The sequence below is a fragment of the Priestia sp. 10L35 genome (assembly GCF_056395685.1).
The window spans coordinates 47,183-66,387 of record NZ_JBFTKA010000007.1; the positions used below are offsets into that span (position 1 = coordinate 47,183).

Below are 19,205 nucleotides of genomic sequence, written 5' to 3' on the forward strand. Positions count from 1 at the left end.
GGACTAAGGCAGTTTTTTAGTGGAGTAATCAAACTTCAATAATGACAGGAAGGATCATAGGTCTTCTTTTGGTTTGGTTATATAAAAATTGGCCAAGCGTTGTCTTGATTTCTTTTTTCATAATGCTCCATTGGTGAACATGAGCTTTTTGTAATTGGTTTACAATTTTAGTCACTTGTCGGTTAACATCTTTTAATAACTGCTCTGAGTCTCTTGTATAAACAAATCCTCGTGAAATGGTATCTGGACCAGACACAATTTTCCCTTCCGCCTTATTCAGAGTAATAACAATAACCAGCATACCATCTTCTGAAAGCTGTTTGCGGTCACGTAAAACCGCGTTTCCAACATCCCCAATGCCAAACCCATCTACATATACATTGCCTGCAGGGATTTTTCTTGTTTGAACAGCTGTTCCGCCCTTGATATCAACAATATCACCGTTATTTATAATGAAAATGTTCTCTTTTTCCACCCCGACGGATTCTGCTAATAAGCTGTGGTGATGAAGCATTCGAAACTCGCCGTGAATGGGAATAAAATACTTTGGCTTCATCAATGTAGCCATTAATTTTAGCTCTTCTTGATAGCCATGTCCTGATACGTGCATACCTGTTGCGCTTCCTGAACCGTAAATCACATGAGCCCCGAGTGTGAAAAGACTGTCGACAATACGAGAGATATTACGTTCATTGCCAGGAATAGGCCCTGCTGATAAAATAACCGTGTCTTCAGGAAGAATTTCTACTTGTCGGTGATTTCCACTGGCTAATCTAGATAGAGCGGCCATCGGCTCGCCTTGGCTTCCAGTGCAGAGAATAGCGACTTGTTCAGGCGCAAGTGAATGTACTTCATAAGGTTCAATTAGCATCCCTTCAGGAATAGTTAAATACCCTTTCTCTAACGCAACTGATACAACGTTAACCATGCTTCTTCCAAGAAGCGCAAGCTTTCTATTCGTTTTAATCGCTGCATCTACAATTTGCTGTACGCGGTTAACGTTGGAGGCGAAAGTAGAAATAATCACTTTTCGCTTTGCTTTACGAAAAGCTTCTTCTACATGTTTGCCAACTAGCTTTTCTGAAGGCGTAAATCCAGGGCGTTCAGCATTTGTGCTTTCGGATATTAAAGCCAGTACACCTTCACTGCCGATTTTCGCCATTTTATGAAGATCTGGATATTGGTTGTTAACAGGAGTTAAATCAAACTTAAAATCTCCCGTATGCACAACAGCTCCTTCAGGGGTATGAAAGACAATGCCGAGACAATCTGGAATGCTGTGATTCGTTTTAAAAAACGAAAGCGGAATATTGCCTAATATAATTTCGGACTCTTCGTTGATTTCAATAAGCTCCGTCTCAGCAGATAATTGATGCTCTTGAAGTTTAATATCAATTAATCCAAGGGTAAGGCTTGTTGCATAAATAGGGAGATTTAACTGTTTTAAAAGATAAGGAATACCTCCAATATGGTCTTCATGACCATGAGTCACAACCAGTGCGCGAACTTTTTCTCGATTCTCTTGTAAGTATGTAATATCAGGTATGATCAAATCAATTCCTAATAAACTTTCATCAGGAAATTTAGACCCGCAGTCAATCACAATGATGTCATCGTCATATTGAACGGCATACATATTTTTTCCTATTTCATTAATGCCGCCTAAAGCAAAAATGGATAGTGTATTGCTATTTGTACTCACGCTTATTTCCTCCTATATTTTCAAAATGAATATGCAGAATTTCTACTCTTAGTATGAACATTTATTTCTGGTGCATTCTGTTAAATATGGAGATTTTATTTTTATTTAAATAGGAGGAATACAAGCAAAAAGAAAAGAAGGTCATTTTCCTAATACTACCTCTTATTTTCTTTTTATAACTCCATAAAATATAGACGTTACACGTGGAGGTGGATGGAGTGAGTAAACAAAATAAAAGCAAAAACCAAGGATTCAGCAGCAGTGAAGCTGCTGTCGATAATGTGAATAAAAGTATTTTATCAAACGATATTCATACAGATGAGCTTCAAAAAGCAAAAGTAAGCCGTCCTAGCAAATAAAAGAATGACAACCAAAAGAGCAGCTTTGAGCTGCTCTTGATAAAATAGAGATAGGGAAGTGAAAAAACGTGTCAGAAAACAAAAGTTCTCAATATAAAGAAGAAAATATGTCAACTCCTAGTCGTCCTCTTGAATATAAAGAACGCGCGAACGAATCAAAAAGTACACGTCAAATGCTGCGCAGTATTCTTGAATATTCAAGTCGTTATCGTTAACAAATTTTACATATAATCATGGGCATATTTCAAAGGGCTCCTATCGACAAATATAAGGTATAAAGAACCTTTTTTGAAAAAATATATATTATTTACAATAAATTTAAAAAAATCATAAATGAACCTGCTATAATCCTCTTGAAAAGACAAGCATTGCAAAAATTTGAGAGGAGCATTTTATATGCGAAAAAAATATAATCGCGTAGGTTATGCCGTTTTAACAATGTGTACAGCTTTATCTATCTCACTGCCTTTTACCACTCATTCAGCATCAGCAGAAAGCGCTGCTGACCCTGCACCAGAAATTAAAGCCTCTGTCGTAAATGAAAATAACGGTAAAAAAATCTTGTTTGATAATACGCATGGTCAAACTGCGGGTACAGCAGATTGGGTTATTGACGGAGGTTTTTCTGATTTTGGGAAAGGACTGGCAGGTAGTGGGTTTGATGTAAAAGAGCTGCGAAAATCTACGCCGATTACATACAGTGACCTCAGTGGCTATAGCGTGTTTGTTGTGCCAGAAGCGAATATTCCGTATAAATCTTCTGAACAAGCCGCCCTTTTACAATATGTTCAGAACGGGGGAAGCGTCTTTTTTATTGCTGATCATTACAATGCAGACCGAAACAAAAACCGGTGGGACTCTTCAGAAGTTTTTAACGGATACCGTCGCGGAGCATGGACAAACCCCGCAAAAGGCATGACAACGGAAGAAACAACCTCCGATGCAATGCAAAACGTAACAAGCTCTGATTGGTTAGCGAGTAACTTTGGTGTTCGCTTTCGCTATAATGCCATTGGTGATGTGACAGCCAATGATATTGTAGCTCCTTCTCAGGCATTCGGTATTACGCTAGGTGTTTCCACCGTTGCTATGCATGCAGGTTCTACGGTTGCTATTACGGACCCAAACAAAGCAAAAGGAATTGTGTATCTTCCTAAGACAACGACAAAATGGTCAAATGCTGTAGATCAAGGAGTGTACAATGGAGGAGGAAGAGCCGAAGGACCTTTTGCTGCTGTTTCAAAAGTAGGGACAGGTAAAGCTGCTTTTATTGGGGATTCTTCACCGGTTGAAGATGCTACACCAAAATATAAACGAGAAGATACAGGATCTTCTAAAACCACATATGACGGATTTAAGGAACAAGACGATTCTACACTGCTTGTAAATATGGTCAACTGGTTAGCGAAGCAAGAAAGCTATACCTCTTTGAATCAAGTCTCAGGACTTCAATTAGATCAGGCTACAGCATTACTTTCGTCGGAAACGCCAAGTCAGTCCACTGAGCCTCAGCCAGAGCCATGGTCAGCACCTACAGCAGGCTATAAATGGTACGATACGTCAACTTTTGCATCTGGTTCATATGGTTATAAAGGTGGAACCACACAGCCCCCAGCTGCTAGTGCTTACGTGTTGGAACATCAAGCCATTTTACCAACGAGCGGCATATTCCAAATACGCGTAAAGGTAAGCGGGCTTTCAGCTAACACTACGTACAGCACGTTTAATCTAGGTGCATATAACGGATCGGGAACTCAAATTGCTAAAGTTCAAAACGCAGATGGAAGCTGGCCGTCATCGTATGGATACAGCAGCAATTTTTCAATTACAACAGACGCATCTGGAAATGGAGAAAAGGTTTTGAATGTCCAATTAAATCCAAGCGCAGTGGGGAGTGCCAATCTTCGCTTACGCCAAAGCGGTACGAATGCATATACAGAAGCTGTGACGGTAGGGAACGTAGCGGTTGAACCATTGCCTTAATAAGGCGGAAGCAAGCACTTGTGCTTGCTTTTTTATTGTTGTATTCTCTATCTTTGAGCGTTAAAGAAGCGTCAGACGAGAGGCTTATCCATAAAGGAGAAATATGATATCTTAGAAGAAAGAATGAAGTAAAAGGAGTCAGCTAATATGTCTAAATATAAAGAATTAGAGACGGGTTATCTAATGGATAAGATTAAAGAATACAAAAACTTAATTTGGAGAGTAGGACCAGGAAGTGAAAGAACTATAGAAGCTGTTCAAGAGATTCAAGGAATGGAAAAAGAGTTAAAAGCACGCAATGCAGAATTTGAAGCTACGGATTGGAAAGCTTTTACTCGGGAAATAAAAGAAAACTACGATTTTACTTATTAAGAAGACACATTCATAATAATGTGATAAGGAAACACGTCTCCAAGTAGAAGGCTTTGTGCTTTCTACTTGGAAACGATAGAAATAGTATGAAGACAATTAAGAAAAATGATCTAATATCAGCGAAGCAAGTAATCCAAGTGCAGCAATTAATCCCGTAATAGAACCTCCTTCTTCATAGGCCTCTGGCATCATTGTAGAACCTACCATAGCAATGATACCACCGCCGGCAAAAGCAGCAATAGCAGCCATAAGTGTCTCAGATGCATGGTCTAAAAAAACAAAACCTGTCCATGAGCTAAAAGCTGAAATGAACAAAACAGCTGCCCATAGTAAAAAAATTTTCTTTTTAGAGAATCTGCTTTTTACTAGACCGGTCGTACTGGACAGTCCTTCAGGAATATTACTTATAAAAATAGCGATAACAAGAAGCCAGCTAACGGTTGCATTTTCAATTAAGCTAGCCCCAATCATAATGGACTCTGGGATGGCATCCATTACGGTTCCTATAAATATAGCAATTCCAGAACTACTCGCAGCCATTTGTTTGGTAGACCTCTTTCTTTTACTCGCTCCTTGACGTGAAATTAGATAGTCTAAAAAAGTAAAAACGACAGCCCCGGCAAGAAAACCAAGAGAAGTAGCTTTTAACCCGCCGTTATGAACCGAGTCTCCAAGCAGCTCATAGGTAGATGCTCCGATTAATACACCTGTCCCAAAAGCCATAATATAACCAATTATCTTTTTGCCGATAGGCAAAAAAACTGCTGCCAAAGCACCAAGAAGGACAGCTGATCCTGAAATTCCGCCCCACATCGCAGCTTGCCACATGAAAAATCCCTCCTCATCTCTATTTTCTATGGATACTTTCCCTAAGAAGAGAAAGAAGAAACGTAAAAGGAGAAGAAAGGAATTTTTTCGATTAAGTAGTGGTTTCATTTCGTTAGCCTTAAGAAATAGAGTGTTCCCGTACCCTGCGTCTATATTTATTTTGAATGTTCATAAAATTTAAATTATACTGAAATAAAAAACTATTTCACTCAAATGATTGATTTAATAAAGGTTAAAGGTTTAATTGAGTGTTTTTCTGAAAAAAACAATTGTATTTCTGAGGGAAATTTATTATTATAAAATAAGTAATTATACAGTCGGATAGCTAAAAATAGAAAAAGTAGTTTAGTTGTAAAGGTACTAGGTAAAAATGGAAGGTTTTAAAAACGATAGCTGTTCCATCAGACACAAAAAGTATCTTTCCTAACAGAGCTATAACAAGTTTAGGAGGAGGAAATGGAATGGCAGACAAAGAGCTAAAAAGAGGCCTAGAATCCCGTCACATTCAAATGATCGCGCTAGGCGGAACAATTGGCGTTGGATTATTTATGGGATCAGCAAGCACCATCCAATGGACAGGTCCATCGGTATTGCTTGCTTACGCAATCTGCGGAATGTTTATTTTCTTTATTATGCGTGCCATGGGCGAAATGCTGTACATGGAACCAAGCACAGGTTCATTCGCTACATTTGGCCACAAATATATTCATCCATTGGCAGGTTATATGGCTGCGTGGAGCAACTGGTTTCAATTTGTAATCGTAGGGATGTCTGAAATTATAGCGGTAGGAGCATATATGCATTATTGGTTCCCACATTTACCAGCTTGGGTGCCTGGTATTATCGCCATGTTGATTTTAGGCACAGCAAACTTAATTTCAGTAAAATCATTTGGAGAGTTTGAATTTTGGTTTGCGATGATTAAGATTGTAACAATTATTTTAATGATTATCGCAGGACTTGGGTTGATTTTCTTTGGATTTGGAAATGGCGGAGACGCAATTGGGATATCAAACCTTTGGGCACACGGCGGTTTCTTTGCAGGCGGATGGTCAGGCTTTTTCTTTGCGCTATCTCTTGTTATTGCAGCTTATCAAGGAGTCGAGCTAATTGGTATTACAGCTGGTGAAGCAAAGGATCCTAAAAAAACGTTAACAAGCGCAATTCAAAGCATCATCTGGCGAATTTTAATTTTTTATATTGGAGCAATTTTTGTCATCGTGACGGTATATCCGTGGAATGAGTTGGATTCCTTGGGAAGTCCGTTCGTATCTACATTTGCTAAAGTTGGCGTTACAGCAGCTGCAGGTATCATTAACTTTGTAGTTATTACAGCAGCGATGTCAGGCTGTAACAGCGGAATTTTTAGTGCAGGACGCATGCTTTATACGCTTGGTGTAAACGGTCAAGCACCTAAATTCTTCACAAAAATTTCTCGTAACGGTGTTCCGATTTACAGCACACTCGCTGTTATGATTGGGTTAGTAATTGGAGTTATTTTAAACTACATCGCTCCACCGAATGTATTTGTTTATGTATACAGCGCTAGCGTGCTTCCAGGAATGATTCCTTGGTTCATTATTCTTATCAGCCAAATTCGTTTCCGTAAAGCTAAAGGGGCTGAAATGGACAGTCATCCTTTCAAAATGCCTTTTGCGCCTGTAACAAACTATATAACTATTGCTTTTTTACTTATGGTGCTTGTAGGCATGTGGTTTAATGATGAAACGCGTATTTCACTTATTGTAGGGGTTATTTTCCTCGCTCTTGTTGTCATCAGTTTTTACGCATTCGGAATAAATAAGCGCATGATACCTGATACAGAGAACGGTCAACTAAAGAAATAACTATGCTTTTTCATAAATGAAAAGCAAAACAAAAAAACGGCTTTTCTCAGCCGTTTTTTTGTTTTGTTTAAATGAAAGATACAAGAAAAATGTTATTGTGCGCTGATAGTTTGGATAAACTATATTCGTTCATATAACGTAAAGGAGCGAATGTTATGAGAAGCCACAGATATATTATCAAAGATTCACTAAAAGCTGATGAAGTTGCTAGAGATTTGGAATTGCAGCTGGACATAAACCGAATGTCGGATGTCAGAATCCTTTCGGTAAATGCACAAAACCAAATACTCGTTCAAATGGAGGAGGAGAACGAAGAAGCAGGAGATGTTATTGATGTATTTATGAAAGAGTATAAAACCGCAGAAATTATTGAATAGCATGTAATTGAGAAGAATATTGAGGGGTTTCGTTGAATAAATAAAAAGAAAACACCTTTAATTTTTATTAAAAAAGGAACGCACGAAGAAAACTTCTTGTTTATCAAGAAGTTTCTTTTGTATCTGAACATTCGTTTGTATAGGTAAGGAGAGGTGATGAAGGTGAAAAGAAATGGTGAGGGTCACGTCTTTTTTATTATTCTTGGAGGCCTGTTTATTTTAATAGGCACACTCTTTGCAAATACTTCCGTTTATTTTCTCATCTCCGGATGGATAGCAGCCGTCTGTTGTTTAGGAATCAGCGCTGTACTAAAGAAAGGAAAAACAAAATCAGTCAGTAAAGAGGAGGAAGAATAATAATTTTTATATAAAAATGGAAAGTAAATATATGAAAAGGAAGAATGGATATCCATTCTTCCTTAAGTCATGGTGTGTATGAAATTGTCTTAGAAACGTCCGCCGCCAAGTTGTTGCTCAGCTAATTGTACAAGACGTTTTGTGATTTCGCCGCCTACTGATCCGTTTGCACGTGCAGTAGTGTCAGCTCCTAAATTTACTCCGAACTCGCTAGCGATTTCATATTTCATTTGATCGATTGCTTGTTCAGCTCCGTATACTAATAATTCATTATTATTGCTGCTTTTGTTGTTTGCCATTGTATTCAACTCCTTTCTGTAACGTTAAGGTGTGAATAAAGGAAGAAGAATATGCAACAAACTGATATTTATTTTATAAAAAATGTATTTTTACGTTGTTTGTCCTTCTAGAAGCTTAACGGGAAGGCAGATTTCACGAGGTATATTGGTGAATTCTCCTTCAATTTCTTTTAGTAAAATATCAATGGCTGTTTGAGCAATCGATTCAATGGGCTGTTGAACTGTAGTTAGACCAGGTAACAAAGTCTGACTGGCCTCCGTTCCGTCATAGCCCACGATTTTTAAATCTCTTGGGATGTTTTTTCCTCTTTTTTGTGCTTCTGCAACTACTAAAGCTGCAAGTAAGTCATCACTTGCAAAAATACCATCTACTTCCGGATTTTCTTCAAAAACCTTAGAAATAGTTTCTCTCTGGATGTTGCGGTCGAAGGTATTTGAAATTTCATACGTGATAGGCTGTTTTTCGTACTTTTTCATCACGTTTTCATAAGCTTTCCTTCTTAAGTTAGCTGGAGTTTCGAGTTTAAGGGGGCCGTTAATATGAATAATATGCTTACAACCTTTTGAAATGAGCAATTCCGTGGCTTGTTTTCCTCCAGCATAGTTATCAGAAGATACGGTAGGAATATCTGTTGATAAATAATGATCCACTGCTACCACAGGAAGACTTTGACTTTCTGAATCAAAAATACCTCTATTATAAGTGACGGCAATCACACCATCTACCTGATTTCTGATAAGCATCTCTACATATTTTTTTTCTTTATCAATTCGATTAAGACTGTTGCAAAGAAGTACTTTGTAGTTAAGAGAAGCACATATACTTTCAATGTGAAAGGCTAACTCTCCGAAAAAAGGGTTGCTCGTTTGCGGGACAATCATACCGATTAAATTTGTTCGCTTATTAAATAATGAACGTGCAATATCATTTGGGAAATAATTAATTTCTTTCATTGCTTTATAAACATTTTCTCGCGTTTCTTTGCTTATGTAACCACGGTTATTTAATACACGAGAAACGGTAGTCGGTGAAACACCTGCAATTTTTGCTACATCACTAATCTTGGCTTTCATCTAGTTTCCTCCTAATTTCTCCAAAACATTGCTTTTATAGTATATATCAGACATGTAAAAGCCTTAAAATAAATTGCAATCAAGCAAATAGCTTTCAGTCGTTACGTTTTCTTTTGAGTGATAAAAATCTATGTAAGGATTGTAAACGGTTTATTAAACAATTTAAACATACCACAAAGCCCACTTTTACACCTAATACAATCTTTTTTTAAATATAAAATATGAAACCGGTTGACATATGAAACCGGTTGACATAAAATCAAATTGAAAGTGCTTTCATTTTGTTAGATAAAAGATTTTATATCTTAAGCTAAAGGGGTAACTAAAATGAAAAGTTCAAAAAGTTTATATTGGAAGCTGAGTGCATATTTTTTCTTCTTCTTTTTTACGTGGTCGTCAAGCTACTCTTTATTTTCTATCTGGTTAGGGCAAGAGATTAAGTTGAATGGATCAGCAACAGGCTTAATCTTTTCTGTAAACGCTATCTTTGCTTTGTGTATGCAGCCTTTGTACGGATATATATCTGACAGGATAGGTTTAAAGAAACACGTTTTATTTTTTATTAGCTGTCTTTTAGTGTTTGTAGGACCATTTTATATTTTTGTTTATGGACCTTTGCTTCAATACAATGTGTTGATAGGGGCTATTATTGGAGGCCTATATTTAGGAGTAGCGTTTTTGGCGGGCATCGGAGCGATTGAAACATACATAGAGAAAGTCAGCCGGAAATATAAATTTGAGTACGGAAAATCTAGAATGTGGGGGTCATTAGGCTGGGCTGCAGCTACGTTTTTTGCAGGACAATTGTTTAATATTAATCCTCACATTAATTTTTGGGTGGCATCTGTTTCAGCAGTTATCCTAGTGGCTATTATTTTTTCTGTAAAAGTAGAAATGAGCAGTTATGAAATGGAAAAAGCTGAATCCGTCACGCTAAGAGATGTAGGCAGTTTATTTTTATTGAAGGAATTTTGGTTTTTTATGATTTATGTTGTTGGTGTTACATGCGTATATGGGGTATATGATCAGCAATTTCCTATCTATTATGCATCTTTGTTTCCTACTGAATCGATAGGTAACCAAGTATTTGGCTACTTAAATTCGTTTCAAGTATTTTTAGAAGCTGGAATGATGTTCGCAGCACCGTTTATTGTAAATAAGATCGGTGCAAAAAATAGTTTAATTTTAGCAGGGTTTCTAATGGGATTTCGTATTATTGGGTCAGGGCTTGTTGTTGGTCCAATTGGAATATCTTCGATGAAGCTTATTCATGCATTAGAACTTCCTATTATGCTCATTGCCATCTTCAAATATTTGGCAGCTAACTTTGACACGCGCCTATCTTCTATCCTTTATTTGGTTGGATTCCAATTCGCTTCACAAATAGGTGCTTCAGTTCTTTCACCCATAGCGGGAGGATTATATGATAGCGTAGGTTTTTCCCGTACCTATTTAATTATGGGAGGTATGGTTTTGGTATTTAACGTTATTTCAATGTTTACACTACTAAACTCTAAAAAACATAGATTTATAAGAAAAGATGTACAAGAAAACACGCAGATTATATAGGGGGATATGATGATGTTAACGGTAAATAAAATCGAGCAAGCTCAACATTCATTAAATGAAGCAGAGAAAAAGGTGAATCATCAATATCGGTTAGGGTATCATATTATGGCGCCAGCGAACTGGATTAATGATCCCAATGGGTTGGTTCAGTATAAAGGAGAATATCATGTTTTTTATCAACATCATCCTTATGACGAGAACTGGGGACCGATGCATTGGGGACATGTGAAAAGCAAAGATCTTGTTCATTGGCAGCACTTGCCGATTGCTTTAGCTCCTGGAGATCCATTTGATAAAGATGGATGTTTTTCTGGAAGTGCCGTGGATAACGAAGGAGAGCTTACGCTAATTTATACAGGACATAATTATATAGACAAAGAGCTGGATACTTTTTTTCAAAACCAAAATATAGCTGTTAGTAAAGACGGCATTACCTTTGAAAAAGCAGAGGCCAACCCAGTTATTGCTGAGCCGCCAGCAGATAGCTCTCATCATTTTCGGGATCCTAAAGTATGGAAGCACGAAGATTTCTGGTATATGATTCTAGGAAACTCAACAAAGAAACAAGAGGGCTGTGTTATCTTATACCGATCTTCAAATTTACGAAAATGGGAATATGTTGGTGTCCTTGCTAAAAGCGATGGAGATCTAGGGTACATGTGGGAGTGTCCAGACTTCTTTGAGTTAGACGGAAAGCATGTGTTAATGATTTCTCCTCAAGGGATAGAAGCAAAAGGTGATTCCTATCACAACCTTTTCCAAACGGGATATTTAGTTGGAGAATATAATTATGAAACCAATACATTTCATCATGGGTCATTTACTGAATTAGATTACGGCCACGATTTTTATGCTGTTCAAACGCTTTTAGATGATAAAGGGCGGCGAATTGCAATTGGCTGGATGGACATGTGGGAAGCTAATATGCCAACGAAAGAGGATGGATGGTGCGGTGCGCTAACGCTTCCGAGAGAACTAACTTTAAGAGGGGATAAAGTGTTAATGAACCCCGTCCAAGAGCTTACATCACTTCGGAAAACTCGGTATAATATGCTAACCAATAAGGCTCTTTCTAACAGTTATGTAGTAGAAGTAAATGAAGACTTGCTAGAGATACAAGCTGTATTTGATTTAGCAGACTGCCAAGCTTCATCGGTAGGAATAAAAATTCGTGGAATAAACAACGAAGAAACGCTTATGTGTTACAACCTTAATGAGCAAAAGCTATTGCTTGACTGTACTCACTCGGGAAAAGAAGATGGGGTGAGGAAAGTAGCGTTACAAGCAGGTGAGACACTAGCTTTACGAATATTTGTGGACCGTTCTTCCGTTGAAGTATTTGCAAACGAAGGACAAGCGACCATGACGAGCCGTATTTATCCAAAAGAAAGCAGGCTCGGAATTGAATTATTTACTGAAGGAGGAAACGTAATCGTAAAAGAGTTAACGTATTGGAATTTAAAAGATATTTGGGGGTAAAATACAGAGGAAGAAGTATATTAATACTTCTTCTTTTTTGAGCATTTAATAGCTCGTCAACAAAGCGGAGGTATATAAATGGATAAGGCACTTTAGATTAAAAGTACGAGCAAATACGATATAATAGTAAAAGAGAAAATAAATAAAAGAGAAACTGTCCTGCTCTAAGACGCCCAAAAGAAAGCAGGGTAGAGCAAGGCTTACTGCGCTTATAAAACAAAGATCAGTAAAGAAAGAATTATGTTTTAAGACACAAAAAGAAAAGGAGATACGATGACTAATCAAAAAGAAACAGGATGGAATTTACGTAATAGCTATGCGGAGTTACCAAACATCTTTTTTACCCCTCTTGATCCTAATCCAGTGAGTTCACCTAAAATAGTTAAATTTAACGACTCTTTAGCCGCATCTCTAGGGTTACAAAAAGAACAGCTGCAAAGCCCAGAAGGAGTTAGCATTTTGGCTGGAAACAGTTTTCCAAAAGGTGCTTTCCCGCTTGCACAAGCTTATGGGGGGCATCAATTTGGCCACTTTAACATGCTAGGAGACGGCCGGGCTATGCTGATAGGGGAGCAAGTTACGCCTTCGGGTGAGAAAGTAGACCTTCAGCTTAAAGGCTCAGGCCGAACACCGTATTCCCGAGGAGGAGACGGCCGGGCAGCTCTAGGACCTATGCTGCGTGAGTATATTATTAGTGAAGCCATGCATGCTCTTGGTATTCCGACTACTCGGAGCCTAGCAGTCGTAACAACAGGTGAATCCATTGTTCGTGAAAAAGAACTGCCGGGGGCGATTTTGACGCGTGCAGCTTCCAGTCACCTTCGTTTTGGCACATTTCAGTTCGCTGCAAAATGGGGAACGGTCGAAAACCTTCAAGCTTTAGCTGACTATGCATTAGAACGTCACTTTCCCCACATAGAAAAGAACGAAAAAAAATATTTATCATTGCTTCAAGAAGTGATTAAGCGTCACGCTACCCTAGTTGCTAAATGGCAGCTTATTGGTTTTATTCACGGCGTCATGAATACGGATAATATGACAATTAGTGGAGAAACAATTGATTACGGACCATGTGCATTTATGGATACCTATGATCCAGAAACTGTATTTAGTTCAATTGATGTACAAGGGCGCTACGCTTATCAAAATCAACCAGGCATTACAGGGTGGAATCTTGCGAGGTTTGCTGAGGCTTTATTACCGCTATTGGATCAAGATATAGAAAAAGCAGTTGAAATAGCGCAAAGCGCTGTGACCGAATTTCCAAAATTCTATCGGGAAAACTGGCTGGCAGGTATGCAGGCTAAACTTGGGCTTTTTAACGAAGAAAAAGAAGATGAAGCATTATTCCAAGACCTTCTTACAATAATGAAAACCTATAAAGCTGACTATACAAATACGTTTCGTGCATTAACTTTCGATAAGCTAGAAAATAGTGACTTGTTTGAAAGCAAAGAATTTGCACAGTGGCATGAGCTATGGCAGAAAAGATTAGGTAGACAAAAACAATCTAAAGCGGAGTCACAAGAGCTTATGAAAAATAATAATCCGGCTGTCATTCCTCGAAATCACCGAGTGGAAGAAGCGTTAGACGCAGCACAAAAAGAAGACTACAGCGTCATGGAAACCCTTCTTGAAGTGCTTTCCAGCCCATATGAATCTCCGGTTCAGCCAGAGTATTGTACACCGTCTGCTCCGTCTAATCAGCCTTATCAAACGTACTGCGGAACTTGATTCTTAAATAAGAACTGCTATTTAAAAACAGCATAAATGACGTCAAAAAGAGCTCTTTATAAAGAGCTCTTTTTGATTTCCTGAAAAATGTATTATTGATTCATTAAAATGATAGCGATTTCTCGTGAAAAGCTACATAAAATTTAACAGGATAAAAGAATCAAATTGAAAAGTAATTATCTAATTCTTTTGTCTCTTATTATTGCCAATAGGAACTATTATATAATAAATTATTCCACTATTTCACAAAAAATACATTAACGATATTTTTTTGAAAATGGCTTACTTAAACAGCTGTAGAAGAGCTTATAAAAAATATCAGGTTAAATATGATGATGAATTTGCCCATTTAATCAAAAAGTTGAAGGTTTAAGACTTTATAACCAAATGAAAAATATAAGGGGAGAAAAAATGAGATGATTACTCCATTTTGCCTATTTGACTTTTCAATATTATGCAAGTAATCTTGGAAAGGTAATGGAACCGGTTCTGTTATTTCACCAGATTGATATGACTTCTCGATACATAGAAAATGAATTGCTTGTGAGTGACACAAGAAAAGGTATTATACAAAAGGGAGAAAAACAGATGAATATTAAGAAAATCGCAAAGCAAACTACAGCTTTATCTTTTGCTACAGCTCTGTTAGTAGGTGCTGGATCTCAAACATGGGCTGCTGAAAGCAATCATAAAGATACCAACAATAATTATGGAGTTTCCCATATTACGCGTGATAACATGCTGAAAATTCCTCAGCAGCAAAAAAGCGAACAGTTTAAAGTTCCAGCTTTTGATAAATCAACAATCAAAAATATTGCCTCTGCAAAAGGGTACGATAAATCGGGCAATTTAATTGATTTAGACGTATGGGACAGCTGGCCTCTGCAAAATGCTGACGGAACAGTAGCCAACTATCATGGTTACCAAGTTGTATTTGCACTAGCAGGTGATCCGAAAGATGCTGATGATACATCTATTTATGTGTTTTATCAAAAAATCGGTGAAGATTCGATTGACAGTTGGAAAAATGCAGGAAGAGTGTTCAAAGACAGTGACAAGTTTGTACCGAATGATGCTCATTTGAAAAAGCAAACACAAGAATGGTCAGGATCTGCTACTTTAACATCAGACGGAAAAATACGCTTATTCTATACTAACTTTTCAGGTACAAACTATGGAAAACAAACCTTAACAACGGCTCAAGTAAATGTATCCCAGCCAAGTGGAGATACGTTAAAAATTGAAGGTGTTGAAGATCATAAATCCATTTTTGATGGTGATGGTAAAAAGTATCAAAATATTCAGCAGTTTATTGACGAAGGCGCATATGGTTCAGGAGATAATCATACGTTGAGAGATCCTCACTATGTAGAGGATAAAGGGCATAAATACCTTGTATTTGAAGCAAACACAGGAACTGAAGATGGTTATCAAGGTGAAGATTCCCTTTACAATCGAGCTTACTACGGTGGAAATAATCCATTTTTCCAATCAGAAAAAGAGAAATTACTTCAGAGCTCTAATAAAAAGAAAGCCTCTTTAGCAAACGGTGCATTAGGCATTGTTGAACTAAATAACGATTATACCTTGAAAAAAGTAATGGATCCACTGATTACTTCAAACACGGTGACAGATGAAATTGAACGCGCAAATGTATTTAAAAAAGATGGGAAATGGTACTTATTCACAGATTCTCGCGGATCTAAAATGACTATTGATGGTATCGGCCAAGATGACGTATATATGCTAGGGTACGTATCAAATACGCTGACAGGAAAATACAAGCCGCTAAATGATACAGGACTTGTTTTACATATGGACCTCGATCCTAATGACAAAACGTTTACGTATTCACATTTTGCAGTTCCACAAGTGAAAGGAGACAATGTCGTAATCACAAGTTACATGACAAATAGAGGCTTCTATTCAGAGGAACATTCTACTTTTGCTCCTAGCTTCTTGTTAAATATTAAAGGATCAAAAACAGCTGTTGTGAAAAACAGTATTTTACCACAAGGGCAATTGAGTACGGACAAATAATTTTTAAAAACGAAAGAAGATGGCGGTAACTGCTGCTGTTTTCTTTCGTTTTATTATTTAATCAAAAATGTGCTGTAAACGCAGTGCTGATTAAAATAAAAAAGCAGTGTATACATTGATAGTTATTTAAAGAAAATGAAACATTCAGACAGACTATAACTTTAAGAATGAAACCGGTTGACATGCAGGTTTGACTAACTTAATATATTTACATATAATGGTTTGAAACGTTTTCATAGATTAGTATGACATGAGGGTACTTGTAGATGAAATAGCTTGTAGTAGTAGGGAATGATCATTTCTTTGAAAGAGAAAATTCCAATCGTGAACTGAAAATAAAGAAGGTGCTTCTAATGAAACGAATTGATAAGGTATACAATCAGCTGTTGAGTAATTTTCAAGAGTTTACAGAAGTGGAACTTTTACATAAACAAGGAAGCTCAGCGATTGAAATTGCTGGACAGTTAGATTTAGAGAGATCTAATGTAAGTCTTGAACTTAACAAACTTGTCCGCATGCAAAAAGTAATCAAAATTAAAATGTTCCCCGTTCGCTACGTTCCGCTAGAGGTTGTTGAAACCATTTGCCATCAAAAGTGGGATACGAATAAGATGGAAGTAGAAAAACTAGAGCAGCTATCTAATGGAGGAAAAGAAGAAGCTCTTCCTGCTAATCCTTTTGAATTAATGATTGGAGCTACCGGAAGTTTGAAAAAATCGATTTCTCAAGCAAAAGCTGCTGTTCTTTACCCGCCTAATGGATTACATATGCTGCTATTAGGTCCCACGGGATCGGGAAAATCTCTTTTTGCAAAACGAATCTATCAATTTGCCTTATATTCAGAGCGGCTAAAAACAGATGCCCCGTTCATTACCTTTAACTGCGCTGATTATTACCATAATCCTCAATTACTTCTTTCTCAGTTATTTGGTCATAAGCAAGGGAGTTTCACCGGAGCAACTGAGAGTAAAGTAGGTTTAGTAGAACAAGCAAATGAAGGGATTCTCTTTATGGATGAAGTACACCGGCTTCCTCCCGAAGGCCAAGAAATGCTTTTTTACCTCATTGATCAAGGTACGTACAATCGCCTAGGGGAAACAGATCATAAGCGAACGTCTAAGGTATTAATTATTTGTGCTACAACTGAAAATCCCGGTTCAGCCTTACTGCAAACTTTCTTAAGAAGAATTCCGATGACTATCCATATTCCCTCATTAGAAGAGAGGTCTTTAAAAGAAAAAATTCGCCTCACCACGTTTCTTTTAGAACAAGAGGCTAAACGAATTAATAAAAAGCTAAGTGTTCACATTGATGTATTAAATGCTTTAATCCACACTGAAAAATTCGGAAATGTAGGGCAGTTAAAGTCGAATGTGCAGCTCGTTTGCGCACACGGATTTTTAAATAACCTTGATAGTAAACATATGGTGGAACTTACAGTGCGAGATCTGCCTGACGATATTAAACGAGATTGGATTTCAAATAGTAAAAATATGGAGCGTAGCAAAAAAATTTCTGAATATGTAAACCTTAAAACGATTATCTCCCCGGCTATGGAGAGCCAAGAAATAAAAATGGAGGAAGACGTATCATTTAATTTATATCAGTTAATAGAAGAAAAAGTAGATGTTTTAACAAAAGAAGGTTTATCTCAAGAAGACATCAATCAGTATATTCTTACCGACATTCATTTGAATGTTCGAAGCTTTTTTAATCAAAAAAATGGCCAGAGCTCTAATTTAATGAAATTCGTAGAAGACGATGTGATTCAGCTTACAAAAGAATTAAAACAGTTGGCTGAAAAAGAATTGAACTGTAAATTTGATCGTAGATTTATTCATTTTTTAAGTATGCATATGGAATCCTTTTTAAAACGAAAAAAACAAGTAGACGTATTAAATACAAAAGAGATAGATGAAATTCGCGAAACATATCCAAAAGAATATGCGGTAGCACTGCTTTTTAAAAATCGAATTGAAAAGTGGTTTAACATTAGCGTGCCAGAAATAGAAGTCATTTATCTCACAATGGTTATTCAATCAATTCGAACGTTAGAAGAAAATAAACGAGTAGGGATTGTAGTTGCTGCCCATGGAAACAGCACGGCAACTTCTATGGTTGAAGTTGCTACGGAGCTTTTAGGAAGCACTCCTATTATAGCTATTGATGTGCCTTTGACGGTATCTCCGGTTGAAATTGTAGACAGGTTAATCCAAGGAATTAAGAAAGTAGATGAAGGAGAAGGCGTATTAATGCTCGTGGACATGGGTTCGCTTGCCATGTTAGAAAGCAAGTTGGAACAAAAAACAGGGACTAAAATTAAAACCATCAGCAATGTGACGACGTCTATGGTATTAGACACCGTTAGAAAAGTAAATTATTTAGATTTAAATTTATATGCCATATTTGATTCAGTGCAAAAAGACTTTATGGAATTTATAGATAAGCAGCAGCACGTGTTTGGAAAAAAGAAAGCACTTGTTTCTATTTGTACAACAGGAAGCGGTACAGCAAAACAATTAGAAAAAATCTTAACGATTATTTCACGCAAAGTATCTCAAGAACCTATTAAAATTCTAACCGTTTCTTCTATTAAATTAGCAGCAAACATTCGAGAAATTCAAAAAGAATATGAAATTGTTGCAACGGCAGGTACTAAAAATCCAAGGATTGATGCGCCTCATGTATCATTAGAAGTCCTCATTGAAGGGCAGGGAGAGCGAATACTTCAACAGGCAATTACAAAAGAAACGATAAGCTATGATGATGAGAAAACCGAAGCGAATATTGTGGTACGTGAACTTTGCGAAGAAAACTTGCGAAAGTACCTTCTATTTATTAATCCGTACCTCATAAGTGAAATTCTGTTAGAATGGTTAAGTCATGTACAAGATGAGTTAGAAATGGAATTAAGCAACACTGTTATGATTCGAATTGTGATGCATACAGCCTTTGCTTTAGAAAGAATGATAAAAAATGAACCTCTTACTTTTCCCGAGGATGAAGAAATCACTCACCAGTTAGAAAACATTTATCAAAAAACGGAAAAAACATTACAAGCCGTCGAAAAAAAGCTGAAACTTACCTTAACAAGAGATGAAAAATTATTTATTGCCACCATTTTTGCGGATGAAATGTAGAAATCATATTATAATTCTGAGAAACTAGTTTGATTTATATGCCAC

General features: G+C 37.1%; 16 protein-coding genes. 12 read left to right on the plus strand and 4 right to left on the minus strand.

All coding sequences use genetic code 11. From position 1 onward, the window contains the following. Positions 1-28: 28 nt before the first annotated feature. The gene (locus AC1DEF_RS22415) at positions 29-1,702 is read right to left on the minus strand and encodes a ribonuclease J (RefSeq protein WP_427076686.1); all 1,674 of its coding nucleotides are present in this window, start codon (positions 1,700-1,702) and stop codon (positions 29-31) included. Between the two features lie 218 nt (positions 1,703-1,920). Between AC1DEF_RS22415 and AC1DEF_RS22420 the strand changes: the two genes are divergently transcribed. From AC1DEF_RS22420 to AC1DEF_RS22435, 4 genes are all read left to right on the plus strand, one after another. Next, positions 1,921-2,061 carry a hypothetical protein gene (locus AC1DEF_RS22420; protein ID WP_165575335.1) on the plus strand — a complete coding sequence of 47 codons (141 nt, stop codon included), beginning with the start codon at positions 1,921-1,923 and terminating at the stop codon, positions 2,059-2,061. A gap of 68 nt (positions 2,062-2,129) precedes the next feature. After that, positions 2,130-2,276, plus strand: a complete 147-nt coding sequence (locus tag AC1DEF_RS22425) for a hypothetical protein (protein ID WP_157842256.1) — start codon at positions 2,130-2,132, stop codon at positions 2,274-2,276. A gap of 181 nt (positions 2,277-2,457) precedes the next feature. Beyond that, positions 2,458-4,044 carry a type 1 glutamine amidotransferase family protein gene (locus AC1DEF_RS22430; RefSeq protein WP_097823858.1) on the plus strand — a complete coding sequence of 529 codons (1,587 nt, stop codon included), beginning with the start codon at positions 2,458-2,460 and terminating at the stop codon, positions 4,042-4,044. Between the two features lie 147 nt (positions 4,045-4,191). Next, positions 4,192-4,416, plus strand: a complete 225-nt coding sequence (locus tag AC1DEF_RS22435; protein WP_028408120.1) for a hypothetical protein — start codon at positions 4,192-4,194, stop codon at positions 4,414-4,416. A 96-nt stretch (positions 4,417-4,512) separates the two neighbouring features. Here AC1DEF_RS22435 and AC1DEF_RS22440 read toward each other — a convergent pair whose 3' ends face one another. Then, positions 4,513-5,244, minus strand: a complete 732-nt coding sequence (locus tag AC1DEF_RS22440) for a ZIP family metal transporter (RefSeq protein WP_427076687.1) — start codon at positions 5,242-5,244, stop codon at positions 4,513-4,515. Between the two features lie 461 nt (positions 5,245-5,705). On the opposite strand from AC1DEF_RS22440, the gene AC1DEF_RS22445 reads away from it, so the two are divergent. The 3 genes from AC1DEF_RS22445 to AC1DEF_RS22455 all read left to right on the plus strand — a co-directional run bounded on the left by AC1DEF_RS22445 (position 5,706) and on the right by AC1DEF_RS22455 (position 7,825). Further along, positions 5,706-7,091, plus strand: coding sequence for an amino acid permease (locus tag AC1DEF_RS22445; RefSeq protein ID WP_427076688.1), 1,386 nt, complete (start codon positions 5,706-5,708; stop codon positions 7,089-7,091). Between the two features lie 155 nt (positions 7,092-7,246). Further along, positions 7,247-7,468 (plus strand): hypothetical protein, encoded by a 222-nt coding sequence (locus AC1DEF_RS22450; protein WP_043979137.1) that lies wholly within the window; start codon positions 7,247-7,249, stop codon positions 7,466-7,468. Between the two features lie 156 nt (positions 7,469-7,624). Continuing rightward, positions 7,625-7,825, plus strand: a complete 201-nt coding sequence (locus AC1DEF_RS22455; protein WP_013056287.1) for a hypothetical protein — start codon at positions 7,625-7,627, stop codon at positions 7,823-7,825. 89 nt (positions 7,826-7,914) lie between these two features. Here AC1DEF_RS22455 and AC1DEF_RS22460 read toward each other — a convergent pair whose 3' ends face one another. Together AC1DEF_RS22460 and AC1DEF_RS22465 are read right to left on the minus strand one after the other, a co-directional pair. Next, on the minus strand, positions 7,915-8,124 hold the full coding sequence (locus AC1DEF_RS22460) for an alpha/beta-type small acid-soluble spore protein (protein ID WP_013058452.1): 210 nt from the start codon (positions 8,122-8,124) through the stop codon (positions 7,915-7,917). A gap of 90 nt (positions 8,125-8,214) precedes the next feature. Then, positions 8,215-9,198: a LacI family DNA-binding transcriptional regulator gene (locus tag AC1DEF_RS22465; RefSeq protein ID WP_427076689.1), complete on the minus strand. Its 984-nt coding sequence runs from the start codon at positions 9,196-9,198 to the stop codon at positions 8,215-8,217. Between the two features lie 327 nt (positions 9,199-9,525). Between AC1DEF_RS22465 and AC1DEF_RS22470 the strand changes: the two genes are divergently transcribed. From AC1DEF_RS22470 to AC1DEF_RS22490, 5 genes are all read left to right on the plus strand, one after another. Beyond that, positions 9,526-10,767 (plus strand): MFS transporter, encoded by a 1,242-nt coding sequence (locus AC1DEF_RS22470; RefSeq protein WP_043979132.1) that lies wholly within the window; start codon positions 9,526-9,528, stop codon positions 10,765-10,767. A 12-nt stretch (positions 10,768-10,779) separates the two neighbouring features. Then, complete coding sequence (locus tag AC1DEF_RS22475; protein ID WP_427076690.1) at positions 10,780-12,246, plus strand: glycoside hydrolase family 32 protein; 1,467 nt, start codon at positions 10,780-10,782, stop codon at positions 12,244-12,246. Between the two features lie 273 nt (positions 12,247-12,519). Continuing rightward, on the plus strand, positions 12,520-13,980 hold the full coding sequence (locus AC1DEF_RS22480) for a protein adenylyltransferase SelO (RefSeq protein ID WP_427076691.1): 1,461 nt from the start codon (positions 12,520-12,522) through the stop codon (positions 13,978-13,980). Between the two features lie 588 nt (positions 13,981-14,568). Then, on the plus strand, positions 14,569-16,020 hold the full coding sequence (locus AC1DEF_RS22485) for a glycoside hydrolase family 68 protein (RefSeq protein WP_427076692.1): 1,452 nt from the start codon (positions 14,569-14,571) through the stop codon (positions 16,018-16,020). A gap of 353 nt (positions 16,021-16,373) precedes the next feature. Further along, positions 16,374-19,160: a sigma-54-dependent transcriptional regulator gene (locus tag AC1DEF_RS22490; protein WP_477727549.1), complete on the plus strand. Its 2,787-nt coding sequence runs from the start codon at positions 16,374-16,376 to the stop codon at positions 19,158-19,160. The last annotated feature ends 45 nt before the right edge of the window (positions 19,161-19,205 follow it).